At 39.1% G+C, this 24,215-nt stretch carries 24 protein-coding genes; 15 read left to right on the top strand and 9 right to left on the bottom strand.

Annotation, left to right across the window (positions count from 1 at the left end; all coding sequences use genetic code 11):
- Nucleotide 1: 1 nt before the first annotated feature.
- From hppD to QNN06_RS21530, 4 genes are all read left to right on the top strand, one after another.
- Nucleotides 2–1,117: a 4-hydroxyphenylpyruvate dioxygenase gene (gene hppD, locus QNN06_RS21545; RefSeq protein WP_284035934.1), complete on the top strand. Its 1,116-nt coding sequence runs from the start codon at nt 2–4 to the stop codon at nt 1,115–1,117.
- 40 nt (nt 1,118–1,157) lie between these two features.
- On the top strand, nt 1,158–2,321 hold the full coding sequence (locus QNN06_RS21540; RefSeq protein ID WP_217037414.1) for a homogentisate 1,2-dioxygenase: 1,164 nt from the start codon (nt 1,158–1,160) through the stop codon (nt 2,319–2,321).
- A gap of 110 nt (nt 2,322–2,431) precedes the next feature.
- Nucleotides 2,432–3,052: an NUDIX hydrolase gene (locus QNN06_RS21535; protein ID WP_213120572.1), complete on the top strand. Its 621-nt coding sequence runs from the start codon at nt 2,432–2,434 to the stop codon at nt 3,050–3,052.
- A 169-nt stretch (nt 3,053–3,221) separates the two neighbouring features.
- Complete coding sequence (locus QNN06_RS21530; protein ID WP_213120573.1) at nt 3,222–4,583, top strand: aspartate kinase; 1,362 nt, start codon at nt 3,222–3,224, stop codon at nt 4,581–4,583.
- A 32-nt stretch (nt 4,584–4,615) separates the two neighbouring features.
- On the opposite strand, the gene QNN06_RS21525 is transcribed toward QNN06_RS21530, so the two are convergent.
- Both QNN06_RS21525 and QNN06_RS21520 read right to left on the bottom strand, forming a co-directional pair.
- A complete protein-coding gene (locus QNN06_RS21525) occupies nt 4,616–5,194 on the bottom strand; it encodes a DUF2238 domain-containing protein (RefSeq protein WP_213120574.1) in 579 nt (192 codons plus the stop codon).
- A 15-nt stretch (nt 5,195–5,209) separates the two neighbouring features.
- Nucleotides 5,210–5,776 (bottom strand): DUF2238 domain-containing protein, encoded by a 567-nt coding sequence (locus QNN06_RS21520; RefSeq protein WP_284035933.1) that lies wholly within the window; start codon nt 5,774–5,776, stop codon nt 5,210–5,212.
- Nucleotides 5,777–5,924: 148 nt separating this feature from the next.
- On the opposite strand from QNN06_RS21520, the gene QNN06_RS21515 reads away from it, so the two are divergent.
- Nucleotides 5,925–6,542 (top strand): GntR family transcriptional regulator, encoded by a 618-nt coding sequence (locus QNN06_RS21515; RefSeq protein ID WP_213120576.1) that lies wholly within the window; start codon nt 5,925–5,927, stop codon nt 6,540–6,542.
- Between the two features lie 36 nt (nt 6,543–6,578).
- On the opposite strand, the gene QNN06_RS21510 is transcribed toward QNN06_RS21515, so the two are convergent.
- A complete protein-coding gene (locus tag QNN06_RS21510) occupies nt 6,579–8,138 on the bottom strand; it encodes an ABC transporter permease/substrate-binding protein (RefSeq protein ID WP_213120577.1) in 1,560 nt (519 codons plus the stop codon).
- Entirely contained in the window at nt 8,138–9,268 is a 1,131-nt protein-coding gene (locus QNN06_RS21505; RefSeq protein WP_284035932.1) for an ABC transporter ATP-binding protein, read from the bottom strand. The genes QNN06_RS21510 and QNN06_RS21505 overlap by 1 nt, the downstream gene beginning before the upstream one ends.
- A gap of 183 nt (nt 9,269–9,451) precedes the next feature.
- Here QNN06_RS21505 and QNN06_RS21500 point away from each other — a divergent pair, with 183 nt between their 5' ends.
- The 4 genes from QNN06_RS21500 (at nt 9,452) to QNN06_RS21485 (ending at nt 13,429) form a co-directional block, all read left to right on the top strand.
- Nucleotides 9,452–10,129 (top strand): M50 family metallopeptidase, encoded by a 678-nt coding sequence (locus QNN06_RS21500; RefSeq protein WP_213120579.1) that lies wholly within the window; start codon nt 9,452–9,454, stop codon nt 10,127–10,129.
- A gap of 113 nt (nt 10,130–10,242) precedes the next feature.
- Complete coding sequence (locus tag QNN06_RS21495) at nt 10,243–11,496, top strand: DHH family phosphoesterase (protein ID WP_213120676.1); 1,254 nt, start codon at nt 10,243–10,245, stop codon at nt 11,494–11,496.
- Nucleotides 11,497–11,755: 259 nt separating this feature from the next.
- On the top strand, nt 11,756–12,763 hold the full coding sequence (locus QNN06_RS21490; RefSeq protein ID WP_213120580.1) for an acyltransferase family protein: 1,008 nt from the start codon (nt 11,756–11,758) through the stop codon (nt 12,761–12,763).
- Nucleotides 12,764–12,958: 195 nt separating this feature from the next.
- Nucleotides 12,959–13,429 carry a GreA/GreB family elongation factor gene (locus QNN06_RS21485; protein ID WP_213120581.1) on the top strand — a complete coding sequence of 157 codons (471 nt, stop codon included), beginning with the start codon at nt 12,959–12,961 and terminating at the stop codon, nt 13,427–13,429.
- A 78-nt stretch (nt 13,430–13,507) separates the two neighbouring features.
- Here QNN06_RS21485 and QNN06_RS21480 read toward each other — a convergent pair whose 3' ends face one another.
- Both QNN06_RS21480 and QNN06_RS21475 read right to left on the bottom strand, forming a co-directional pair.
- Complete coding sequence (locus QNN06_RS21480) at nt 13,508–14,029, bottom strand: MerR family transcriptional regulator (protein ID WP_284035931.1); 522 nt, start codon at nt 14,027–14,029, stop codon at nt 13,508–13,510.
- Nucleotides 14,030–14,116: 87 nt separating this feature from the next.
- Nucleotides 14,117–15,034 (bottom strand): MerR family transcriptional regulator, encoded by a 918-nt coding sequence (locus QNN06_RS21475; protein WP_284035930.1) that lies wholly within the window; start codon nt 15,032–15,034, stop codon nt 14,117–14,119.
- A gap of 234 nt (nt 15,035–15,268) precedes the next feature.
- On the opposite strand from QNN06_RS21475, the gene QNN06_RS21470 reads away from it, so the two are divergent.
- The 3 genes from QNN06_RS21470 (at nt 15,269) to QNN06_RS21460 (ending at nt 18,101) form a co-directional block, all read left to right on the top strand.
- Nucleotides 15,269–16,012, top strand: coding sequence for a polysaccharide deacetylase family protein (locus tag QNN06_RS21470; protein WP_481819226.1), 744 nt, complete (start codon nt 15,269–15,271; stop codon nt 16,010–16,012).
- 120 nt (nt 16,013–16,132) lie between these two features.
- Entirely contained in the window at nt 16,133–16,480 is a 348-nt protein-coding gene (locus QNN06_RS21465; RefSeq protein WP_284035929.1) for a hypothetical protein, read from the top strand.
- Between the two features lie 118 nt (nt 16,481–16,598).
- Entirely contained in the window at nt 16,599–18,101 is a 1,503-nt protein-coding gene (locus QNN06_RS21460; protein WP_284035928.1) for an aminotransferase class V-fold PLP-dependent enzyme, read from the top strand.
- 58 nt (nt 18,102–18,159) lie between these two features.
- Here QNN06_RS21460 and QNN06_RS21455 read toward each other — a convergent pair whose 3' ends face one another.
- Nucleotides 18,160–18,693 (bottom strand): YceI family protein, encoded by a 534-nt coding sequence (locus QNN06_RS21455; protein ID WP_284035927.1) that lies wholly within the window; start codon nt 18,691–18,693, stop codon nt 18,160–18,162.
- Between the two features lie 383 nt (nt 18,694–19,076).
- Here QNN06_RS21455 and helD point away from each other — a divergent pair, with 383 nt between their 5' ends.
- Nucleotides 19,077–21,398, top strand: coding sequence for an RNA polymerase recycling motor HelD (gene helD, locus QNN06_RS21450; RefSeq protein WP_284035926.1), 2,322 nt, complete (start codon nt 19,077–19,079; stop codon nt 21,396–21,398).
- Between the two features lie 38 nt (nt 21,399–21,436).
- Here helD and QNN06_RS21445 read toward each other — a convergent pair whose 3' ends face one another.
- On the bottom strand, nt 21,437–21,571 hold the full coding sequence (locus QNN06_RS21445; RefSeq protein ID WP_213120589.1) for a BA3454 family stress response protein: 135 nt from the start codon (nt 21,569–21,571) through the stop codon (nt 21,437–21,439).
- Nucleotides 21,572–21,854: 283 nt separating this feature from the next.
- Here QNN06_RS21445 and QNN06_RS21440 point away from each other — a divergent pair, with 283 nt between their 5' ends.
- Nucleotides 21,855–22,202, top strand: a complete 348-nt coding sequence (locus tag QNN06_RS21440; protein WP_284035925.1) for a GNAT family N-acetyltransferase — start codon at nt 21,855–21,857, stop codon at nt 22,200–22,202.
- A gap of 24 nt (nt 22,203–22,226) precedes the next feature.
- On the opposite strand, the gene QNN06_RS21435 is transcribed toward QNN06_RS21440, so the two are convergent.
- Nucleotides 22,227–22,457 (bottom strand): hypothetical protein, encoded by a 231-nt coding sequence (locus tag QNN06_RS21435; protein ID WP_213120591.1) that lies wholly within the window; start codon nt 22,455–22,457, stop codon nt 22,227–22,229.
- A 328-nt stretch (nt 22,458–22,785) separates the two neighbouring features.
- On the opposite strand from QNN06_RS21435, the gene asnS reads away from it, so the two are divergent.
- Nucleotides 22,786–24,177, top strand: coding sequence for an asparagine--tRNA ligase (asnS, locus tag QNN06_RS21430; protein ID WP_284035924.1), 1,392 nt, complete (start codon nt 22,786–22,788; stop codon nt 24,175–24,177).
- Nucleotides 24,178–24,215: the final 38 nt, after the last annotated feature.

The raw sequence follows: 24,215 nt of genomic DNA, 5'->3' as shown, positions 1-24,215 counted from the left end.
CATGAAAGAAAGGATATCGAGAGCAGAGCAGTTGGTCGAGGATTTTTTCCCCGTAAGGGACGTGGATTATATAGAAATTTATACCGGGAATGCCAAGCAGGCATGCCATTATTTTTGTACTGCCTTTGGGTTTAGGCCAATTGCCTATTCGGGGCTTGAAACCGGGAAACGTGAAAACGTTTCCTATGTATTGAAACAGGGGAATATCCGCCTTGTTCTTACCGGATCCTACACAGAAAATACGCGGACAGCCCAATTTGTTAAAAAACATGGTGACGGCGTAAAGGATGTGGCCCTGCTGGTTGACGATGTTACAAAGGCCTTTGAGGAGGCAGTAAACAGAGGAGCTATTGCAATTGCAGCTCCATTTGAAATGAAAGATGAAAATGGTGTCGTGAAAAAAGCCGTTCTCGGTACTTACGGCGATACCATTCATACGCTTATAGAACGGAAAAATTATCAAGGTGCCTTTTTGCCGGGGTATAAGCCTTATTCTATCAATCAGTCGGTAGAGGAAACAGGCTTAATTGGGTTTGACCATGTTGTTGGCAATGTTGAAAGTATGGAGGAATGGGTAGAGTACTATTCCAAGGTGATGGGCTTTAAGGAAATGAAGCATTTTAGTGATAAGGATATCACAACCGAATATTCGGCACTCATGTCAAAGGTGATGCATAACGGCGGCAGAATCAAATTCCCGATTAATGAACCTGCAGAGGGTAAGCGCAAGTCGCAAATTCAGGAATACCTAGAATTCTATAATGGCCCGGGGGTTCAGCATCTGGCCATTTTAACTGAGGATATCGTTTCAACGGTAACTGCGTTAAGGAAAAATGGTGTTGAATTCCTATCTACACCAGGAGCCTATTATGATTCATTAGCAGAGCGGATTGGAAAGATTGATGAAGAGATTGGAAAACTGCGTGAATTGAATATTTTAGTAGACCGTGATGATGAGGGATATTTGCTGCAAATCTTCACAAAGCCGATTGTCGACCGACCGACCCTGTTTATTGAAATCATCCAGCGAAAAGGGGCAAGGGGCTTTGGTGAAGGAAACTTTAAGGCCCTATTTGAGTCCATTGAACGTGAGCAGGAGAAAAGAGGAAATCTATAAAAATAGAAAATTAGCTGTTTTTAAAGGGCGTGATGAACGGATGTACTACCGTCAAATGGGAAAGCTGCCCCGCAAGCGGCATACAATGTTTAAAAAAGAGGATGGGAGCCTTTATAGAGAGCAAGTTATGGGTACCAGGGGGTTTTCCGGCACACAATCAATTCTTTACCATCATTACATGCCGACAGAAGTTGTAAAAGCGGAATTAAAGGGTTGTTATCTGCCTGAATATGAAGAACAGCAAATGCTTAAACATCGGCATTTTTTTACAAATAAAATTAACAAGCGTGGGGATTTCTTAAAGGCAAGAGAGTACCTTTTGGGAAATCAAGATCTGTTAATCGGGACGGCGACTGTCACAGAAGGGATAAACAGCTTTTATCGAAATAGTGACGGAGATGAGATGCTGTTTATTCATACCGGCACAGGAAAGCTTGAGACGATGTTTGGGACGCTATCGTACGGACCAGGTGATTACCTACTCATTCCGATTGGAACAATACACAGATTAATTCCTAAAGGTGCTGAACCGACAAAGATGCTGTTTGTTGAGGCATTCAGTCAAATCACGACACCTCGGCGTTATCGGAACGAATACGGGCAGCTGCTGGAGCATAGTCCGTTTTGCGAACGGGACATTCGCGGGCCGGAAAGGTTAGAAACCTATAATCAATCTGGGGAATTCGAGGTGTTAACGAAGTCACGCGGGGCTATCCATTCGCACATTATTGGCCATCATCCGCTTGATGTGGCGGGCTGGGACGGTTATTTGTACCCGTGGGCCTTTAATATAGGAAACTTTGAACCAATTACAGGAAGGATTCATCAGCCGCCGCCGGTTCATCAAACATTTGAAGGAAACAATTTTGTTGTTTGTTCATTTGTTCCACGTCTTTACGATTATCATCCTGAGGCCATCCCGGCACCATATTACCATAGCAATGTAAACAGTGACGAGCTTCTCTATTATGTAAAGGGCAATTTTATGAGCCGTAAGGGTATCCAGGAAGGATCTATTACCCTGCACCCGAGCGGAATTCCGCATGGACCTCACCCGGGGAAAACGGAGGCGAGCATTGGGAAGAAAGAGACACTTGAATTGGCTGTTATGATTGATACCTTTCACCCATTGAAGGCTGTAAAAAATGCTCATGAATATGAGGACCCTGCCTATATGTATTCTTGGTACGAAAGGAAAGAATAGAATGGCTGAAGCAATCCAACATTAAGGTTGGGTTGTTTTTTCTTTTAAGGAGGATTATTTTAATAAAAATGGTATGCTTTAGATAGAGGTTTTTGTGAGAGGTGAAATGAATGAAATTGGAAGCTATATTAGCAAAATTAAAGGAGCATACTCCAGAAATACTAGGGAGCAAGAAATTTTCAAAATATGCGGTTATGGTGCCGCTTGTATTAAAAGGTGATGAAGTTCATGTCTTATTTGAGGTTCGGTCTCTTCAGTTAAAAAGACAGCCGGGTGAAATCTGTTTTCCTGGCGGCAAGATTGATTCCCATGACGAGGACGCTGAAGCTGCTGCTATCCGTGAAACAAATGAGGAACTCCGGATTGACAGAGAAGAGATATCAAAAGTCTATCCGCTTGATTACATGGTTTCGCCCTTTGGCATGATTATATATCCTTATGCAGGATTTATAAAGAATTTGGAAAAGGTAAACCCAAATCCATCTGAAGTTGGAGAAGTTTTTACCGTGCCATTGTCATTCTTTTTCGAAAAAGAGCCGGAAATTTATCATATTGAATTTAAAATGGAGCCGGAGAAGAATTTTCCGTTTGATTTGATTGTGGGCGGTGAGAATTATAATTGGCGGGCACGAGGGATGGAAGAATATTTCTATCTTTATGAAGATAAAGTCATTTGGGGATTAACAGCCAGAATTCTTGCCCATTTTATTGAGCTAATCCGCGGAGAATAAGCTTTCGTTCAGGCAGTGTGTTTATCTTAAAATACACTGTTTTTTTCCGTTTTCTCTAAATGTCCACCTGGAATGAACATTTGTACACGTATAACGGAAAAAACACTTGAATAATTTCAAAATTGTACTAAAATTAAGTTTATATTTTTAAAAATTAGGAGATGTCAGAATGAAGGTCGTTAAGTTTGGGGGCTCCTCTTTAGCTTCAGGAAAACAACTTGAAAAGGTATTCCAAATTGTCATGTCAGATCCTGAACGCAAAGTGGTTGTTGTATCAGCACCGGGTAAGCGGAACCCGGAAGATATAAAAGTAACTGATTTATTAATAACATGTGCCGAAAAATCGCTGGCAAACAGTAATCCTGTAGAAGAAATTAACACCGTTCTAGCAAGATATCGGGATATTGCAGAGGAGCTTTCGCTTCCGGGAGAAATCATTGCAGATATCGAGGATGATTTATTTGCAAGATTGAACGGTGACAAGGATAAGCCTGATCGTTACATAGACCGGTTAAAAGCCGCTGGTGAAGATAATAATGCCAAATTGGTGGCAGCATTTTTCCGCAAGCGGGAAGTGGAAGCCTATTATGTCGATCCGAAAGAGGCTGGGCTGGTTGTAAGCCCAGAACCGGGAAATGCACAGGCACTGCCTGAAGCATATAAACGCTTATTTGCACTCCGTAATCAGCCAGGCATTTTAATTTTTCCAGGATTCTTTGGCTACAGCGAAGAAGGTGAAGTCTTTACGTTTTCACGAAGCGGCTCCGATATTACTGGCTCCATTCTCGCAAATGCTTTAAAGGCTGATTTGTATGAGAACTTTACGGATGTGGATGCCGTTTATTCCGTTAATCCTTATATTGTTGAAAAACCAAAGGAAATAAAGGAATTAACGTACCGAGAAATGCGGGAGCTTTCCTATGCAGGTTTTAGTGTATTACATGATGAGGCGCTTGTACCGGCCTTCCGTGCGGGAATTCCAGTTCATGTCAAGAACACTAATAATCCAAGTGCCCCGGGTACGAGGATTGTGTCTGAGCGGGAAAACACCAACGGGCCTGCCATCGGGATTGCCAGTGATAAAGGCTTTTGCAGCATTTATGTGAGCAAATACTTAATGAACCGTGAAGTGGGCTTCGGACGTAAACTTCTCGGGATTTTAGAAGACTTCGGATTATCATATGAGCATACCCCGTCGGGAATTGATGATATTTCCGTGATTTTACGAGAAAATCAGTTTGACGGGGAAATGGAAAAGGAAATTCTGAAGCGTATTAAAACAGAACTACACGCTGATGAAGTAAAGCTTGTCCATGGACTTTCTCTGATCATGGTAGTTGGAGAGGGAATGCGCCGAAATGTAGGCACTATGGCCAGAGCCTCGAAGGCCTTGGCCGAAGCGAAGGTTAATATCGAAATGATTAACCAGGGTTCCTCCGAGGTTAGCATGATGTTTGGTGTGAAATCAGTTGACGAAAAAAGAGCGGTAAAGGCGATTTATGAGGAGTTTTTTACAGCGGTGACTGTTTAAGATAAAAGCAGCCTTAGTGATTAGGGCTGCTTTTATCTTCTCTTGTTCAGTTTTATTTTTGTCCTTATCCCGGACCATATCGCAATCACTAAACCGCCAAGGGTGTCAGCAATCAGGTCGGTCATCGTATCTTTATTCCCGCCGCCTTGTAAAGTCATCCCAAAAAACTGGTCACAGCTAAATTCATAAACCTCCCATAGCACACCGCCGAGAACGGCAAATGATAACGTAAATAAAAACACAAACCAGGGAGATATGTCTCCTCCGGCAGACCGGTGAATTAGCCGTTCATACAAGGCGATGGCGGCAAAAGCTAAAATTGCCCCGCTGACGACATGCATAAAGGTGTCCCACCACCCGAGCCCATACCAGCCGCGGATAGAACCCAAATATTGTGAGCCCACTAAAAAAATTAAATAGGAAATGACGATGGGCAGATTAAATTGGAGTTTTGTAAATAACGCCAAGAGAAGCGGGATTGCACCGCAGACGATGCCGCCTATGGCTACGGTTGATTTAAAGGATTGCCCCTGATTATGATAATAGACAGCTAAAATTGCCATGAAAATTACGTATAACCCGCTTAATAAAAGGACAAGTTTTCGATTCATATATGCCACCCTAACCTACACAGTCTGTTTTCTAATTTTTGCATAAACAGCCACGAGAATACCCCCTGCAAGACCGAATAGCAAATCAAGCATCGTATCTTTATTCCCGCCTCTTTGCATGGTGTGCGTAAAGGTGATATCCCCTAAAAACTCGTAAATCTCCCATAGTACACTGGCCAAAACGGATAATGAGAGGACGAAAAGGAAAAGAATCCAAGAGGAGACTTCATTTCGTGCCTTCGTTGTAATCATATTCTTAAATAAGGCAATTCCCACAATCCCTACGTACACCCCTTTATAAAAATGAAGAGTGGAATCCCACCATTTGTAATGTAAATAAAAACTGGAGATTGACCCTAAAAATAACGTGCAAAATAAAAAGAAATAATACCCTATGATAATGGGAAGGTTGAAGGGATTCTTTTTAAAACGCAATAAAAAAAGTGGAAGGGCGCTGACTAATATTCCACCGAGAGCTACCTGCCATCTGGTTGAGTCCCCCTTCATGATGTATATAATAAATAGGATAGTCATAAATAAAATAAAAATCACACTTAAAACAACAAGAACCTTTCGCCACATAATTGCACCTCATTACAAGAGTCCTGCCTGATATTATGCCCATTATGTTCCGATTTTACCCGAGTATGTATCCGGCACTCGCCAACTGCTAATTAAAAATGTATAGTAATACTGGAATAGATATTGAATAACTTTGTGGAGGCTTCTTATGCAAAGGGCACAAATACCGACATATGAACGAATCGCCATCGATTTGGCCAATCGAATTTACGATGGGGAATTTAAAGTTGGGGATAAGATTCATGGAAGATCGACATTGGCTAGTGATTACAAGGTATCTCCGGAAACAGTCAGGAGGGCCATCAAGATTTTGGAGGATGTGGAAATTGTCCAGTCCACAAAGGGAAGCGGCATTGTCATCTCATCCCGTGAAAATGCTTTTAAATATATTTCACGTTTTTCTAATCTGGCTAGCATTAAGGAATTAGAAAAACAAATGAATACACTTATGTTGGAACGAAATAAGCTGGATGACCAGTTGTTTGATACGCTCCGAAAAATATTGGATTATTCAGGGAAGCTTCGTCACACGAATCCGCTTGCCCCGATTGAAGTCGAAATTCTTCCAAACTGCAGCCATATTGGCAAGACTATTTCGGATTTGAAATTTTGGCAAAACACGGGCGGCACGGTAATTGGGATTAAAAGACAGGGAGGCCTCGTGATCTCTCCAGGACCGTACGCGCTCATTCTAGAAGGGGATGTATTGCTCGTGATTGGCAGCGAGGAAACCTATGACAGGGTGGTTCATTTTATACAGGAATAAGAACAGGAGGCGACGTGTTGTCAGCCTCCTGTTGTTTTATTTATCTAATAAACCCTCTTTTTCCAAAAATTCCTTTGCTACTTTTGCTGGGGATTGTTTCAAACTATCTACCTTATAGTTTAGTTCCCTCATTTTCTCCTCAGTCAGCTTTCCGGCTAAGCTGTTAAGGACATTTTTCAATTCCGGGTGTTCTTTTAATGTTTCCTCCTTAATGATTGGAACAGCATAATAAGGAGGGAAAAAGTTCTTATCATCCTTTAACACTTTTAGCTTGAATGCTTCAATTAAGCCATCGGTTGAAAAAGCGTCAATGACGTCGCTCTTATGATTATCAAGCGCTGTATAACGCAAGCCCCCGTCAACGGCTTTAACGTCCTTAAATTGCATATTATACGTTTTGGAGAGACCGATTAATCCGTCTTCACGATTAGGGAATTCAATGGTCGGACCCATGATTAACTCGTTGCTGACCTTGGCCAAATCAGATATGGTTTTTAGTCCGTATTGATTAGCGGTATCCTGTCGGATGGCCAATGCATAGGTGTTATTAAAACCAAGCGGCTTTAACAATCTAATTCCATACTTTTTGTTAAATTCTGTTTGAACATAATCATAAACCTGCTCAGGATTATTCTGTGGCGGCTGTTTTAAAATATTGACAAGTCCTGTTCCGGTGTATTCTACATAAACATCAATATCACCGCTATTAAGGGCGCTGAAGGTAACCTGAGAACCGCCAAGATTTAGCTTTCTTTCAACTTCTAAATCGGTTTTATTTTCGATTAAATCTGCAAGCATATTACCAAGAATTAGCTGTTCACTGAAATTCTTTGAACCAATGACAATTTTATCGCCAGCCTGGGCCTTTGAATAAACTGTAAAAACACCAGCAATAACCAAAAGCAAACTCGCAAAGGCAAGAATAATTTTTTTTGTTGTTTTTCCTGTTTTTGATGCAGAAGATTGTTTTGTCTTATAAGAAAGAGATGTCTCTAATTTACCGACAATAAAATCGATCAATAGTGCCAGAATACAGGCCGGAATCGCACCTGTCAAAATCATGGCATTGTCGACAGTTTGCACACCAGAGAAGACAAGATAACCAAGTCCGCCGGCTCCGACGAATGCGGCAATCGTCATTAACCCAACAGCCGTAACGGCTGAAATTCTGATACCCGCCATAATCATCGGGAAGGCGAGCGGCAGCTGCACTTTTCTCATTGTTTGACCCTTGGTCAGACCGATGCCTTTGGCGGCTTCCAGAATGTCTCGATCAATATTGGTTAATCCCGTATAGGTGTTTTTGACAATTGGCAGCAACGAGTAAAGTACCACCATTACTATGGCAGGAGTACTGCCGATGCCAATGAACGGGATTAGAAATCCTAGCAAGGCCAGACTCGGCACGGCTTGAATGACGTTTGTTGTGCCAATGACCGATTTTGATAGCTTAGGCTCTCGTGAAATCAATATTCCGAGCGGAATTCCAATTAAGGTTGCAATCAAAACAGAAATGATACTTAGATATATATGCTGTCCTAATAGTTCAAGGATTTGGTTATAGTTGTTACTTGCATAGTTCCATAATTCACTCATTAAAAGGCCACCTCCATATCGATTAATTGGCTGCTTAGTGCAGATAAAATACTGCTTCTCGTAATAAGACCTGTTAACTGTCCAGTACTGTTAATAACAGGAACGTAACCAATCTTATGTTCATTCATGGTTGCGAGAACGGAAATCAAATTGGCATCCTGTGATACTGACAGGACATTCTTCTCCATTACCCATTCAATTTCGGAGTTGCGGTTTAGCAATTGAATTCCTTTCAAGGTCACCAATCCGATAAGACGATTATTCTTTTCAGTAACCAATAAACTGTCTACTTTGTTTTCCTTCATGATTTCAATTGCCTGCAGGACGTTCCGTTTGGCGGTAATTTTAACCGGATTTGGAATCATGATATCCTCGGCCATTAACAATTCAGGATTATTCCATACCCTGCGCTTGCCGATAAAATCGGAAACAAAATCATTAGCAGGATTTTTTAAGATGTTTTCTGGCGTGTCATACTGAAGAATATCGCCATCTTTTAAAATACAAATCTTGTCAGCTATTTTAATAGCCTCATCCATATCATGAGTGACAAAGATGATTGTTTTGTTTAATTCCTTTTGCATTTGGAACAGTTCATCCTGAAGCGATGATCGTGTGACGGGGTCGAGTGCACTGAATGGTTCATCCATTAAGATAATGTCGGAGTTTGTGGAGAAGGCTCTTGCTACGCCAATTCGCTGCTGCTGGCCGCCACTTAATTCCTTTGGATAACGGTGCAGATATTCTTTGGGATTTAACCCTACTATGTCAAGTAACTCGTTCGTTTTCTTCTCAATAGCTGCAGGATCTTCGCCCTTAAGTTTAGGAATCAACTCCAAGTTTTCCTTAATCGTCATATGTGGGAACAAACCTGTGTTTTGAATGACATAGCCAATATTTCGGCGAAGCTCAATCGGATTCACGGTAGAAATATCAGATCCATTTACCAAAATCTTCCCTGAGGTTGGCTGTATCAGCTTATTAATCATTTTTAGCAAGGTTGTCTTCCCGCAGCCACTTGGACCGATAAAAACAACAAGCTGTCCCGCCTCAACTTTTAATGAAAAAGAATTTATAACTGTTTTGGATCGATATTTTTTAATAATATTCTTAAACTCTATCAATCTCATTCCCTCCTTTTTGGGATGTAACAACTTAATGGTAACACATAAGTTGTTGGTTGTCGAATCCTTTCGAAAATTGCTCAAAAAATATGCAACTTCAAAATGGCGTGGTTATTGTTATTCTTTTTTAACTAATAGTGATAAAATAAAGAAAATAATGAAAATTTCTAAAACAGAGGAGAATGTCAATTGAGCTTTGTTCGTGAAAAATTCAGTGCGAAGTTTTTTCTTTTCCTCGTGATTAGCGTTCTGTTAATTCATATTCCGTTTATGGGGAATTATTTTCGGGTGATAAATACATTAATTCATGAGTCCGGACATGCATTCGTGGCTTTACTTGGCGGTAATGTGGAAAGAATTTCGTTATTTATGAATTCTGAAGGTGCCACGTATAGTAACCAGTCAACTTGGATTGGCAGTTTTTTTACCGGTTTGGCGGGTTATACATTTGCATCATTTTCAGCCTTCCTTTTCTTTTTATTACTTGGAAGGAAAAAGCAGATACTATTGATCGATATCATATTGGGGTTCATTTTTATTAATCTCTTTTTCTGGGTACGTAACCCATATGGAATCTTTTGGCTCAGTTCATTTGCAGCGGGGTTCCTGTTCCTGCTCATTAAAGGGAGCCAAGGATTTAGAGATCATTTATTGATGCTAATCGCCTCCATTTTACTGGTGGATTCGGTTCAAAGTGCATATGAAATATTTTATATAAGTTTACAAAGCCCGCAATCTGCGGGAGATGCGGCGAATTTGGCGAATTTGACCATTATTTTTCCCGCCCCATTTTGGGGAGCACTCTTTTTCTTTCAGGCACTCTGGTTTTGTTATTACGGCTTAAAAAGAGGATATTACAAAACTTAAGCTTATACTGGGGAATGGAGCTGGCTCTAATCGGGTCAGCTTTTCTAATGAATAAGAAGATAAAATCAAAACCAAAATATACGTTATGGAAAAAATATGGGATGGTGTATGGAATGGTCAAACTTTTTACTGATGTTGATTTAGATGGCCTTGGCAGCGGGGTGTTGGCAAAGCTCGCTTTTGGAGAACAGGCGAAAGTATCTTATTGCTCTTATCGTAATTTAAATCAGCGGGTCGAAGCTTTTATAACTAACCAAGAAAATAATAATGAAGAAACGTTCATTACCGATTTAGCTGTAAATGAAGAAACTGAGAAAAAATTAGCCGAAAGATTTCAGGCTGGAAAACATATTCAGGTGATTGATCATCATGTGACGGCGTTGCATTTTAATAACTATAAATGGGGGAGTGTCAAAACAGAATATGAATCCGGAAAAAAAACCTGTGCCACATCGCTGTTTTACGACTTTCTAATTGAGAAGGGAAAACTGGATAAAAGCAAAGCGCTCAATGAATTTGTAGACTTGATCAGGCAGTACGATACATGGGAATGGGATGAAAATAATAATATCAAGGCGAAACGCTTAAATGATTTGTTCCATATTATGAACCGGGAACAGTTTGAAGAGGAAATGATAAAAAGGTTAACGGAGAACAGGGAAGCATTTGATTTTACCGAAACAGAAAACATAATTTTGGATATCGAGGAACAAAAAATTAACCGATATATCCATTCCAAAAGCAGGCAAATGGTCCAAACCTTTGTGGAAGATTATTGTGTAGGTATTGTCCCTGCGGAACAAAACATGTCAGAGCTAGGGAATGCATTAAATACGCAAAATCCTCATTTGGATATGATCGTCCTTCTTAATTTGGGTGGAAAAAAGATGGGCTTTAGGACCATTCATGATGAAGTGAATGTCGCAGAGTTTGCAAAAAGGTATGGGGGAGGGGGACATCCAAAAGCTTCAGGGGCAGATTTGACCAGAGAGGCCTTTGAAACATTTGTTATAAATGTATTTGATAACTTACCGCTTAAACCCGATGCTGACCGCAATGAATTTAATCTGAAGGAGTCGGAAACAGGAAGCAGCTACCAGAATCATAAAGGGGAGATTTCTTATATATTCCCTTCTGGAGACGGGGAGTTTTATATCTTTCATAACGGTGAAAAGGTCCCGCCGATGTTCTCGACCTTTATGGAAGCTGAGCGGTTTGTTAAAAGAAGCTATTCCTCATGGCTGCGGTATGACCGGGAGTACCTTGTAGAACTTTCCGAATATTTACAGATATCAGAGAATGAATTAAAGGAAAACTATGCAGAAATTATCAGTAATCGATTGGTGGATATAGTTGGAGGAAAATGAGAGCTGGATGTCCAGCTCTTTTTTTGCGAGGAGTAAATTATAGGAAAATCTGCGCAGGAATATTTTATCATTATTTTGAAATTGTAATTTTGCTGAAAATGAAAAGTAAATTTATAAACATGTTCCTGTAATAAAAAAATGGTAAAGTTTATAAAAGGTATTTTTTAATACACCAAATGGATATTTTATTTTTTAAGCAAAAGTTAATTTTACAATATTAATATACCTTTTGATTGAATCCATATGATGAGGTGATATTATGGCTAAATCAAAAAGGAGTAAATATTTTGATAATGCAAAGTTTATCTTAATGTTCTTGGTCGTTTTTGGGCATTTAATCAGCCCGTTAAAGGATCAAGATGGGTTTCTCTTCACGTTGTATACAGTTATTTACTTATTTCATATGCCAGCGTTCATTTTAATCTCAGGTTATTTTTCTAAGGGATTCCAAAAGCCAGGCTACTTTAAAAAACTGGCCATAAAGCTATTAATCCCATATCTCCTTTTTCAGACCATCTATTCTGTGTACTATTATATGAATGGCAAAGAAACTGCATTTCATGTTGATTTTTTCCACCCTCACTGGTCGCTTTGGTTTTTATTAAGTTTATTATTTTGGAACATTTTGCTGATTCCTTTTTCAAGAATGAAATGGCTGGGGTTGGCCCTTGCTATTGTTCTCGGAGTGGCCATTGGCTATTTTAATGAAGCAGGCAGCTATTTGAGCTTGTCGAGAACATTTGTCTTTTTTCCATATTTCTTGCTCGGCTTTCTGTTAAACGAGGGGCATTTGAAAAGGATTCTGAGAGGGAAGTATTCACTGCCGACGGCAATGGTCGTCCTGCTGGCTGCTGTCATTTCCTTTGGCCATTCCTTTCCTCAAGATGCAGTTTCTTGGCTTTTGGGTGACAGTTCCTATGCAGCAATGGGGATAGAACACATTTCAGCCGGAGTATATCGGTCTTTGCAATATCTCTTAACACTTCTAATGGTGTTTAGCTTTTTAACATTTATTCCATCGGCACAGTTCAAATTTACCGAAATTGGAGAAAGAACGCTTTATATTTATTTGTTCCACGGTTTTCTCATTAAACCGGTACAATCCGTTTTTCCGGACCAAGGGTTTAGTTCCATCTCGGGAGTCTATTTATTTCTCATTGGTTTTTCATTTATTGTCTGCTTGCTATTGGGAAGCTTTTTGGTTAAAAAATATACAAAACCGCTTGTTGAACCTAAGCTGCCGCTTACAAATGCTGGCGGCAAATAGGCGTAAAAGCTAAAAAGGCTATTCTTTATGAATGGCCTTTTTGTATTGCGACTTTCAAGTTGAAATATGGTAATATAGTGCTAAGATCTTCCAAAAATATTTTGGAGGGTTCATTTTTTATGTGGGAGGAATATAACATGAAAAACGCAACAAAATTTTGCAGGAAGTTTAATCCGAGCATGGGGGCTATCTACTATGAACCATAGTGGTCAGGCCAACAAACAGTACTTCCTAAGTCAGTTAGTGTATATTGAGGAAAATATCAAGGATTTAACTAATCTTTACATTTCCTCGACGCCTATTCAGGAAAGACTGAAACATTTTTTCAGCCTTTATGTTTTGGAGTTGGAGGAGTTATTAAAACAAAACCAAAAAAATAGCTTTATAGCATCAATTCCAAAGGTTTATATTGGGACAAAGGTTACCGTTATGTATCTCGATGATCAGGAAACAGAGGATTATGTCATTTGCTTTCCAGAGGAGTCTGACCCAGATAAAGGCTTTATATCCTTTTTATCCCCAGTCGGCAGACAGCTTCTTTTAAAAAATATCGGGGAAGAATTATCCTTGAAAATTCCGACAGGAGAACTTGGTGTCAGCATTAAGGAAATCTCGTACTTTGGGGGTCTGCTGGAATTCGATACACAGCAAACAAAAGAGGCTTAAACATGCATGCTTTTGAAAACGTTTTATAAGAGAACGACCGAACGTGTGAGGACCGCGTTCGGTCAGTTTAATTGATAATCAAAAGCCAAATAGAGAACTAACAAAATTCTTCTTTTTTCTTTTTACCTTACTGTTTTCTAAAACTAACGGTTTTTCGGAAGGTGCAGGTCCTTTTAATTTGGTTATCTCGGTTTGAAGCTGTGCAACCTGTTGCCCCAAGCTACTCACAAGATTTTGCAGTTCTTCAATCTCCCTGCGATGCTGGAGGAGTTGATAGGAGGCAACAGCATCCGCCTTCGAATGTAAGCCAAGCTCTAAATCCTTTACCTTGGCATAAAGCTTAACCAATGCATCACCGTTTTCGACCGCCTTCACTGTCCCTTTGCGTGGGCTTTTCTTTTCCTTTTCTTGGCTGATATCTTGCAATAAGGTTCCGTTCTGGAGCTGTTCGTGGATATTTTTAAACAGTTCAATATCCTCATCTTTAAAATGATAGTGGCCACGCTCATTTCGTTCCATAGGCAGTTCAAGCTGCTTTACCCAGCGCTGAATCGTGCTAATTGAAACACCCAATAATTTTGCAGCCTCTGCTGTATTCATGACAATCCCTCCATTTTTAAAAATGACCGAAAACCTTGATATCCAACGAAAAGAATCAGCGTAAATGAAGATTCCCGCACCTTAAATTTAACTCCAAAATTTCCACCACTTTTTTTCCTTTGCCGCGGCAACCTCTCGATAGTTTGCCAGCATTTGTTGAAACGCGGCTTCCCTTTGCCGGATATCATGACGGTATTGCTCACGGTCATCCATCAGGAATTCACGTTCCTTTGCGATTTCATCAGCCAAATTGGAAATTTCGTTATTAGTTTGGTCGATATAATTTGAAAGCTTATCTGAGGTTTCGACAACCTGTTTTGTGAGGGAATAAACTTCATCAGCAGTTTCGATGGTGACATTCTTGATGTTGGAAGATAAATATCTTAACTTATCTGCGGTTTCCTCCGAAGCTTTCGAAATGGTCTCCGACAGTTCCCGAATATGCTCTTTTGTGTTTTCTGAAGATTTATAAATGGAATCCTGCACGGATTTAACGGTTCTAAGCGTTCCGTTTGAAATCTCCTTTTTTACCTCAGTTAATACTTCTTTTCGTACAACACTTCTAATTTCCTCTTTAACCTCATTTAAGAAGTTTTTCTTATAGGCATCCATCACCTCAAAAAATAAATCAGCATTCGATAAGCTGTTTTCGTTATCAGGGATAGAAGGCTGTTTGGTTATATGGGTAATCATTTCGAATGTGACTGGTTCCGGGGGAGAAATAAACTCAATATCAGCGTCAGCGGCTGTTTCTTCGAGCTCTGTATCATGATTGGCGATGGATTGTTTTAACAGAGCATCCCGAACTGCTTCTTTACCCATCTTTTTAGCAAATAGTTCCTTTACTTCGGTTAATTGGTTAATCTCAACATCTGTATAAATTCTTGCCCCTTGTTTTGATCTGGAAATATGGAGTATTCCTGTTAATTCCTTCTCCCATTGCCGGATGATGCCAGGTGCAGTATTTATTTTTTTGGAAACTTCTTTAAGTGTATAAGACTTCATGAGAATCATTCCTTTCTATTTATCTCGGAAAGAATTTTATGAGTTCGATACTAAGATATTCACCATCCGATATGGTTTTTTCCTGCCGCTTGACAAAAGCTATCAAAACAAGACGAAAATCTTGAAATAGTAACATTTTATTGCAAATTGAGCGAAGTGACTATAGCTGTATAAAGCTTAATTGAAGGCAAATAATAGAAGAGATGCATATAATACTAAAAAGTCTGAAATGAGATGAATTATTTGAATAAAATTTTAATAATAGTTTTCATTCTTTTGATGGCTGCATTTCCTGAACAGACACACGCCGTTAAAAAAGTACCAATCTTAATTTATCACTCTATCGAGGAATATAGTGGTTATGGGCAAAAGGAGCTATATGTCAGACCGGAAAATTTTGAAAAACAAATGACGTATTTAAGAGACCATGGTTTTACATTGTTAACTTTTGAAAGATGGGCTGATAAGGATAAAGTCAACAAGCCAATCTTTCTTACCTTTGATGATGGCTATAAAAATAATCTTAATGTTTTTTACATCTTTCAAAGGCTGAAATCAGAAAATTTTAATCCAACAGGAACATTCTTTATTATTGCTGATTTTATTGAGCGGCCCAATCGATTATCCCCATCGGATTTAAAGATGCTAGCCAATTCAGGGCTCATTTCTATTCAATCACATACAGCAACACATCCTGAATTAACAAAAATCACTCATGATGAGTATGAATTAAATCACTCTAAGAAAAAAATTGAACAAATTACAGGTAAACCGGTTATTGCACTAGCCTACCCCTATGGAGACTATGATGAAAAAGTAGTGGCTGAAACAAAGAAGTATTATACTTACGGGCTAACCACTACACCTGGGCCTTATATAAAAACTGGCATAGACAATGAACTTTATCTTTTACCGCGAACGTATATTAAATATTCTACGACGCTCGATGAGTTTGCAGAAATTGTGGAAACTAAGTAAACGATTACTTGATTAGTAATCGTTTTTTATGCTTGAAAAGGGTTTGTAATTTTTCCGAAACTTCCATGTAAACTAACATCGCTATAATAAGTTAAATAAGGGAATAGAGAAGGTGTGTTTATGGAAGAGACAATGGTCAAGTCCTATCTGCAGAAATCATTGGAAGAGTGGAAGCAAGATATTTTAGTTGTGCTAGAAGAAATTGAAAAGGAATACGAGGAAGTATCTCAAGAATTAAAAGTATATACCTATAAATACGGGATTACTAAACAAGTGATTCAATCCACAGTCAATGAGGAGTTAATTGATAAAATCCGTGAAATGTATCATAAGCCGTTTGAAGAAAGCTATAATCAACTAAAAGAATACATACGTGACCTTGAGGAGAAAAAACGGGTCTTTCAAATGTTTACTCAAAAAATAGATGAGGTCAATCGAAAGGAATCCACAAAGGTTACCACTTTTTAATGAAACACAAAAGCAGCCAAAATAGGCTGCTTTTATTTATATAGAACGAAACCGAGACCCATGAAAAAACTTCTCGCATATACTGGTTATCAAGACTTTGTGTTGAGGTGGAATTGACATGATTACCGGCAAAATTGGCAGCAAAACCTTTCGCATTCCTGATAACCTCGAAACCTATTTTCAAAGCTTCCGTGACCACGTTATTGGAATTAATCATGAATTTGACTCTCCCTATGGTAAAAAGAAGATTATTTATGGTGACTGGACAGCAAGCGGACGTCTTTACCGGAAAATTGAGGAGAAAATTACAGAAGTTTTTGGTCCTTTTATGGCGAATACCCATACAGAATCAAACATAACTAGTTTAATGATGACGGGAATGTATAAACAAGCAAAAAAAATCATCAAGGAGCATGTCCGTGCTGATAAATATGATGTGGTTCTCTTAGACGGTTTTGGGATGACCTCTGTGATCAATAAATTTCAAAGAATGCTGGGGCTGCGAATACATGAGCGGTGGAAAAAACGGCTAAACTTGCCTGAAAATGAGAGGCCGATTATTTTTCTAACCCATATAGAGCATCATTCGAATCAAACATCCTGGCTTGAAACGGCGGCGGATGTTGTCATGATACAGCCTGACAGAAATGGAAATGTTGATATTTCCCATTTAGAACAGCTTCTAAAGAGATATGAAGACCGTCCATTAAAAATTGGTTCGTTTTCAGCCTGTTCCAATGTAACGGGGATTCAAACGCCGTTTCATCAATTAGCCAAAATCATGCACGAACATGGCGGACTATGTTTTGTTGACTTTGCGGCATCTGCCCCTTATGTCTCTATTAACATGCATCCAACTGATCCAATGGAAAAATTAGATGCTGTTTTTTTCTCGCCACATAAGTTTTTAGGAGGGCCGGGAACAAGCGGTGTGATAATATTTGATTCCAGGTTATATAAGAACAAGATTCCCGACCATCCAGGTGGAGGGACAGTTACTTGGACTAACCCATGGGCAGGACATCACTATTATGATGACATTGAAATCAAGGAGGATGGAGGTACGCCCGGAATTCTTCAGGGTATTCGAACGGCTTTATGCATAAATCTAAAAGAACAGATGGGGATTGAAAATATTTTAAAGAGAGAGAAAGAAATGCTGCAGCTGCTGCTGCCACGGTTAGAGGAAATCCCTGGGCTCCATATTTTAGAAGGTCATGTGAAAGACCGGTTAGGAATCGTTTCCTTTTACGTCGAAAAAGTTCATTATAATTTAATTGTCCGCCTTCTAAATGACCGTTTTGGGGTTCAGGTTCGCGGCGGCTGTTCATGTGCAGGAACATATGGGCATTACTTGTTTAATATTGACAAAAATTCCTCGCAGCAAATAACCGACAAAATAGACCAAGGGGATTTATCAACAAAGCCTGGCTGGGTTCGGTTTTCATTGCATCCGATTATGTCTAATGAAGAAATCCTAACGTTTGTTGCGGCAATGCAGGAGATTGTTGCCAATATAGAAAGGTGGAAACAAGATTATTTATATGATGCTGCTAGTAATGATTATTTTTATATAGATTTCATTCGCGAAGATTTGTCGCCGCTTTTTGATATGGAATGATAATTAACAGGTAAAAAAGCTCTCCAAATACCAGGAGAGCTTTTTTGTTGTGGCTAAATTATTCAGCTTTTGCTGCTTGAATTTGCAGATTGATCTTTACTTTATCGCCAACAAGCACCCCGCCAGTTTCAAGTGCCGCATTCCAAACCAAACCATAATCAGAGCGGTTTAGAGTGCCTGCAGCACTGAAACCAACTTTTTCATTTCCCCAAGGATCTTTGCCTTGACCTTCAAAGGAAACAGCGAAAGTTTCTTGTTTTGTCACTCCACGTAGCGTTAAATCGCCGGTTACATTGTACTCGCCATCATCAGTCTTTTCAATATTTGTTGCTTTGAAATTCATAGCAGGAAAATTGGCAGCATCAAAGAAATCCGCAGACACTAAGTGGCCATCACGATCTTGGTTGCGCGTATCCACACTTGAAGTTTCAACCGAGAACTCGATGTTTGCGGTTGTTAAATCTGCAGGATCTGCTTCAATATTGGCGCTGAAGCTGTTGAATGTTCCTTTTACGTTTGCAATCATCATGTGACGAACAGAAAAGTCTACACTGCTGTGTGCAGGGTCTAATGCCCATTTTGTTTTAGTCATGTTAAAATCTCTCCCTTTTTAGTTTGAAATAATTTATCTTGATTTTGAAATAACTTAATTCAAGATAAATTATATGATTAGGTCATGCTGATTGTCAATTGTTTTTTTATAAATTATTTATTGGATTTTTCAAATACTACAAAGGGATTTAAATGGAGATTGATATTGAGGAAAAGAGCGTCATAAAATGAAAAAAACGCCAAAGCGGCGTTTTTACTTTTAAAAAAATACACTTGAAAATAGACAAAAAAACATGTTAAAATGAACTTTGGCAAGAAAACCAAATTATGATTAGGATTATAAATACCCTATAATAACATTACCACATTCGTTCGCTGTTGTCAACTAATGCAGCCAAAATTTATTTGGGGAGTGGTTGTTGAATGAAGGATTTACAAGATAATGACTGGGAATTGGAGCAGGAAAGAGTTAATTCGGTAGTGCATGAAGTGGATAAAAAGATAGCCAAATTACAAAAAAATACCGGCAGAGTTAGCTCTGATGTTCTGGAAATCCGCAAGACTTTTTGGGAGGATGTTACAGTCAATCTGGATGAACCGGATGACGTCATTGAAACAGCGGCTAGTATTAAACAGCAGGCAGAACTTCTCTCAGAGCGGGAACGGACACACAGTCAGCTAGACAGAACCCTCAAAACCTTGGATAAATTAAAATTTTCTCCTTACTTTGGTCGTATTGATTTTTGGGAGGCTGGTGAAAAGTCGACCGATCAAGTATATCTGGGGATTGCTTCATTAATGGATGAACAGGATGAAAACTTCTTAATTTATGACTGGCGTGCGCCGATTTCCAGTCTTTATTATGATTATTCACCCGGGCCGGCACATTATCAAACCCCGGAAGGGACCATCCACGGTGAAATGGAGTTGAAAAGGCAATTTATCATCCGGTTTTCGGAAATTAAAGGAATGTTCGATACCGGTGTCACCATCGGTGATGAAATGCTGCGGGAGGTTCTGGGGAACAATGCCAGTACCCAAATGAAAAGCATTGTCGCAACGATTCAGCGCGAGCAAAATGCGATTATCCGTAATGAACGAAGTAAATTGCTGATTGTCCAAGGTGTGGCCGGGAGCGGCAAGACCTCAGCGGCGATGCAGCGGGTGGCTTATCTTTTGTATCGATATCGAGGTACATTGAAATCGGAAAATATTTTGTTGTTTTCTCCAAATCCTTTATTCAACAGCTATGTCGCAACAGTATTGCCTGAGCTGGGAGAAGAGAACATGCAGCAATCGACCTTCCAGGAATACTTAAATCAGAGATTGGGCCGGGAATTTGACGTTGAGGATCCTTTTACCCAGATTGAATACCTGCTAAGTTTAGTGGACAATGACCATTGTCAATCAAGGTTGAATGGTATTCGCTTCAAGGCTAGTTTGGAGTTTAAGCGATTAATAGAAGAATATGCAGCGAGGTTATCAAATCAAGGTTTAATCTTTAAGGATATAAGCTTTAGAGGAAATGTTTTAATCTCGAAAAAAGAAATTCACGATTATTTTTATACTTTAAATACCAATTTTTCAATTCCAAACAGGATGCAGCTTCTCAAGGAGTGGCTTAAGAAAGAATTAAAGAAATGGGTCAAACGGGAACAGTCCCGAAGCTGGGTTGAGGAAGAGATTCAATATTTGGAGAAAGAGGATTATTTAGAGGTTTATAAAAAACTCCAGGAAAAGAAACGGTTTACGGAGCATTCATTTGATGATTTCGACCAGGAACAAAAGTTGTTGGCAGAAATGGTTGTGAAAGAAAAATTTAAGCCAATATTTGCGGCAGTTAAAAACCTAAAATTTATCAATCTGCCGTTAATTTATCTTGGGTTATTTAACAAGGAAAATAATCCTTCCGAACTGCCGCTAATGTGGGATACCATATGCTCTCAAACAAAGGCACAAATAAGCAGTATGGTGATTCCTTACGAAGATGCCACGCCATATGTGTACTTGCAGGATTTAATTGAGGGGAGAAAGTCAAATTCCTCCATTCGTCATATATTTATTGACGAGGCCCAGGATTACACTCCTTTTCAGTTCGCCTTTATAAAAATGTTGTTTCCTTACAGTAAGGTGACCTTACTCGGAGACTTTAACCAAGCTATTTTCTCAGGGGCGACGGGAATGCAATCAGTTTTCACTGATTTTCAGGCAGAAGAGGGAGAGGTTGAAAAATTTGTTTTAACGAAAACATATCGTTCGACTAAGGAGATTGTTGAATTCACAAGGGAGTTTATTGAGAATGGCGACAAAATTGAGCCTTTTAACCGGAGCGGTATCAAGCCTTCGCTGAATGTAGTTGAAAGTAATTTGCTTAATAAACAGGTTTTGGAGAAAATTAAAGAACTTCAAACAAGCCATCGAACGATTGCGGTTATTTGCAGAACTGGCGAGGAAAGCAAACGGGTATATGAAGCTTTAAAAGAAGATGTTCCTCTTCATTTTATTGAAAAAGGAACAACTTCCTATGAAAGCGGGGTGTCGGTGATTCCCTCATATCTTTCAAAAGGAATTGAATTTGATGCAGTCATCCTTTATGATAGTTCCCAATATCAAAAAGAAAGCGACCGAAAGTTATTTTATACAGTCTGTACCCGAGTGATGCACGAATTGCATTTATTTGCAACAGATGGAATAAGTCCCCTTATGGTTGATGTGCCAAAAAACACATATGAAATAATCGGCTAGAAAATAAAAAGGCAGCAAATTTGCTGCCTTTTCAAACTTTATTTCTTCCATTGCTTTTGAACCTGTTCAAAAGCAAGGCGGAGTATTTCTTCATCAGATGTATTTTGGTCGGCAATGACATTTGTCCAATAGTTTCTTCCTTCGAAAGTAATATTTACCTCAATTTGTACCATATAAAATCACCTTTCTTTACAAAATTAATAGAGTAGAAAATCCTATTTTTCACAACGGTTTAAGCTTATTCGGAGAACTGATTTTTATGACATAATTTTAAAGTGTGAATAACTGATTTTTTGATAAAATATCCTAAGTATCAATAAAAAAGGAGAAAAACGATGTCGATACATTTTGAAGAGATTAGGGAAAGAAACACTCTATATTGCGCTTGAGATTGTTAATTCGAATCCCGAATACAATGTTTTGGAAAATGATTTGGCGGCAAGGGAGCTTGCCGATTTGGAAAAGGAATTTTTAAACCCTAAAACGATCAGTGCTTTTATCAAACTTGATGATACTTATATTGGTGTTATGGATTACGTGCTGGAAAATCCCAACGATCATTTTCCTTGGCTTGGACTGCTGATGATTCATGCTGATTATCAAGGATATGGTTTTGGTGCACAAGCTTATGCACATTTTGAAAATGAGATGGACAAGCGGGGTTTGGACAGAGTCCGAATTGGTCTTATAAAAGAAAATACTAAAGCAAGACATTTTTGGGAATTATTAGGGTTTAGATATTATAACACAGCTGACTGGGAAAAAGGAAGAGTTATTTTTTGTTATGAAAAATTTATCGGATAAAAAAGCCTCCGGTTTGGAAGCTTTTTAAACTTCAACGCTCAGGAACTCCTCGGCGAACTGCTGGACAAGATTTTTGTCTAGATTATTTTTCTTTAATGTGGATTCTGCTAGAACTAAATGGGCTTGTATGGAAACATTTCTTTTTAAATCTCGGATTGATACATCCCCATTTAATAATTGAATAGCTTTCTCACGGATGTCTTGATTCTTCGATGAATTGTAAAGAAGATAGGCAATACAAGTGATTTTGTCCATAACCAACACTCCTAACCAATCAAGAATCGAACATTTGTTTACTAATTCGACTTCGATTTTTATTTTCCTGCTATTTTTTCAGAAAATTATTAAAAATTACGTCATGGATTAGACTAACCTAACAAAAACGAAGGCTAAATTATCGATTTTGTTGAATATTGCTTATTTGTGAGGATTTTAATATAATATGGAAGGGATAAACACTAACGGTAACAACAGGGGAAATTACCTTTCGTCCCAACTTGGGATGGGAGGTTTTTTATTTAAATGGTCACTCCTGCCTCTGGTTGTTCAATAACTTATACATATAAATTAGGAGGAAATTCAAGTGAAACAGGTCTTAATTAAAGATTTGTACAGAAATACTGAAAGCTTCATTGACAAAAAAGTTGAATTATCCGGCTGGATCCGGACAATTCGTGATTCAAAAACGTTTGGATTTATTGAATTAAATGATGGGAGCTTTTTTAAGAGTGTTCAGATTGTTTTCGATGACAAGCTAGAGAACTATAAAGATATTGCCAAGCTGCCAATTAGCTCATCAATTAAAATAGAGGGAGAATTTATCCATACCCCTCAGGCGAAGCAGCCGTTTGAAATCAAAGCAACAACTATTGTGATTGAAGGGACTTCAAACGTAGATTATCCGCTGCAGAAGAAAAGACACACATTTGAATATTTAAGAACGATTGCTCATTTAAGACCGAGAACCAACACTTTCTCTGCTGTTTTTCGTGTGAGATCAATTGCAGCGTATGCCATGCATAAATTTTTTAACGAAAAAGGCTTTGTTTATGTTCACTCGCCGATTATAACAGGGAGTGACACAGAAGGTGCAGGTGAAATGTTTAGAGTAACCTCGCTGGATTTAAATAACCTGCCGAAAAATGAAGAGGGCAAAACAGACGATACCAAGGATTTCTTTGGAAAAGAAACGAATTTAACCGTAAGCGGCCAGCTTTCTGCCGAATCCTTTGCCCTTGCATTCCGTAATGTCTATACGTTTGGTCCAACATTTAGAGCTGAAAACTCTAACACGGCAAGACATGCTGCGGAATTCTGGATGATTGAACCGGAAGTGGCGTTTGCAGAGCTTCCTGATATTATGGACCTAGCTGAAGAAATGGTGAAATATGTAATCGGATATGTGTTAGAACATGCTCCGGAGGAAATGGCCTTCTTTAACAGCTTTGTGGAGAAGGGATTATTGGATCGCTTAAACAATGCATATACAGCTGACTTTGGCCGAGTCACTTACACAGAGGCTATTGAACTTTTGAAAAAATCAGGTGAGAATTTTGCTTATCCAGTTGAATGGGGCCTTGACCTGCAAACGGAGCATGAGCGCTTTTTATGCGAAAAGGTATACCAAAAGCCGGTGTTTGTCACAGACTATCCAAAAGAAATCAAAGCCTTCTATATGCGCTTAAATGAAGACGACAAAACGGTGGCAGCGACCGACCTTCTTGTACCGGGAATCGGGGAATTGATTGGCGGCAGCCAGCGTGAAGAACGTGAAGAGGTTCTTGCTGCAAAAATCAAAAAACTTGGCATGAACGAAGAAGACTATTGGTGGTACATGGAATTAAGAAAATACGGCGCCACCAAGCATTCTGGCTATGGCCTTGGCTTCGAACGCCTGATCATGTACCTAACCGGAATGACCAATATCAGAGACGTGATTCCATTCCCAAGAACACCAGGAAATGCAGATTTTTAAACTAATTGACAAATAAGAAGACCAACCGAGTGGTTGGT

It is taken from the genome of Neobacillus sp. 114 (genome assembly GCF_030127045.1).
Taxonomy (GTDB): Bacteria; Bacillota; Bacilli; order Bacillales; family Cytobacillaceae; genus Neobacillus; species Neobacillus rhizophilus.
The sequence above is the reverse complement of the archived record's forward strand: the minus strand, read 5'-3'. Positions and strand labels throughout refer to the sequence as shown.

Excerpts from the sequence above, each read along its gene's own strand:
- QNN06_RS21525 (WP_213120574.1), bottom strand. The coding sequence starts at position 5,194 with ATGAATCGAAAACTTGTCCTTTTATTAAGCGGGTTATACGTAATTTTC.
- QNN06_RS21505 (WP_284035932.1), bottom strand. The coding sequence starts at position 9,268 with ATGAGATTGATAGAGTTTAAGAATATTATTAAAAAATATCGATCCAAA.
- QNN06_RS21535 (WP_213120572.1), top strand. The coding sequence starts at position 2,432 with ATGAAATTGGAAGCTATATTAGCAAAATTAAAGGAGCATACTCCAGAA.
- QNN06_RS21465 (WP_284035929.1), top strand. The coding sequence starts at position 16,133 with ATGGAAGAGACAATGGTCAAGTCCTATCTGCAGAAATCATTGGAAGAG.
- QNN06_RS21515 (WP_213120576.1), top strand. The coding sequence starts at position 5,925 with ATGCAAAGGGCACAAATACCGACATATGAACGAATCGCCATCGATTTG.
- QNN06_RS21485 (WP_213120581.1), top strand. The coding sequence starts at position 12,959 with ATGAACCATAGTGGTCAGGCCAACAAACAGTACTTCCTAAGTCAGTTA.
- helD (WP_284035926.1), top strand. The coding sequence starts at position 19,077 with ATGAAGGATTTACAAGATAATGACTGGGAATTGGAGCAGGAAAGAGTT.
- QNN06_RS21445 (WP_213120589.1), bottom strand. The coding sequence starts at position 21,571 with ATGGTACAAATTGAGGTAAATATTACTTTCGAAGGAAGAAACTATTGG.
- QNN06_RS21435 (WP_213120591.1), bottom strand. The coding sequence starts at position 22,457 with ATGGACAAAATCACTTGTATTGCCTATCTTCTTTACAATTCATCGAAG.
- QNN06_RS21495 (WP_213120676.1), top strand. The coding sequence starts at position 10,243 with ATGGTCAAACTTTTTACTGATGTTGATTTAGATGGCCTTGGCAGCGGG.
- QNN06_RS21490 (WP_213120580.1), top strand. The coding sequence starts at position 11,756 with ATGGCTAAATCAAAAAGGAGTAAATATTTTGATAATGCAAAGTTTATC.
- QNN06_RS21540 (WP_217037414.1), top strand. The coding sequence starts at position 1,158 with ATGTACTACCGTCAAATGGGAAAGCTGCCCCGCAAGCGGCATACAATG.
- QNN06_RS21510 (WP_213120577.1), bottom strand. The coding sequence starts at position 8,138 with ATGAGTGAATTATGGAACTATGCAAGTAACAACTATAACCAAATCCTT.
- QNN06_RS21460 (WP_284035928.1), top strand. The coding sequence starts at position 16,599 with ATGATTACCGGCAAAATTGGCAGCAAAACCTTTCGCATTCCTGATAAC.
- QNN06_RS21475 (WP_284035930.1), bottom strand. The coding sequence starts at position 15,034 with ATGAAGTCTTATACACTTAAAGAAGTTTCCAAAAAAATAAATACTGCA.
- QNN06_RS21480 (WP_284035931.1), bottom strand. The coding sequence starts at position 14,029 with ATGAATACAGCAGAGGCTGCAAAATTATTGGGTGTTTCAATTAGCACG.
- hppD (WP_284035934.1), top strand. The coding sequence starts at position 2 with ATGAAAGAAAGGATATCGAGAGCAGAGCAGTTGGTCGAGGATTTTTTC.
- QNN06_RS21470 (WP_481819226.1), top strand. The coding sequence starts at position 15,269 with ATGAATTATTTGAATAAAATTTTAATAATAGTTTTCATTCTTTTGATG.
- QNN06_RS21520 (WP_284035933.1), bottom strand. The coding sequence starts at position 5,776 with ATGTGGCGAAAGGTTCTTGTTGTTTTAAGTGTGATTTTTATTTTATTT.
- QNN06_RS21530 (WP_213120573.1), top strand. The coding sequence starts at position 3,222 with ATGAAGGTCGTTAAGTTTGGGGGCTCCTCTTTAGCTTCAGGAAAACAA.
- QNN06_RS21455 (WP_284035927.1), bottom strand. The coding sequence starts at position 18,693 with ATGACTAAAACAAAATGGGCATTAGACCCTGCACACAGCAGTGTAGAC.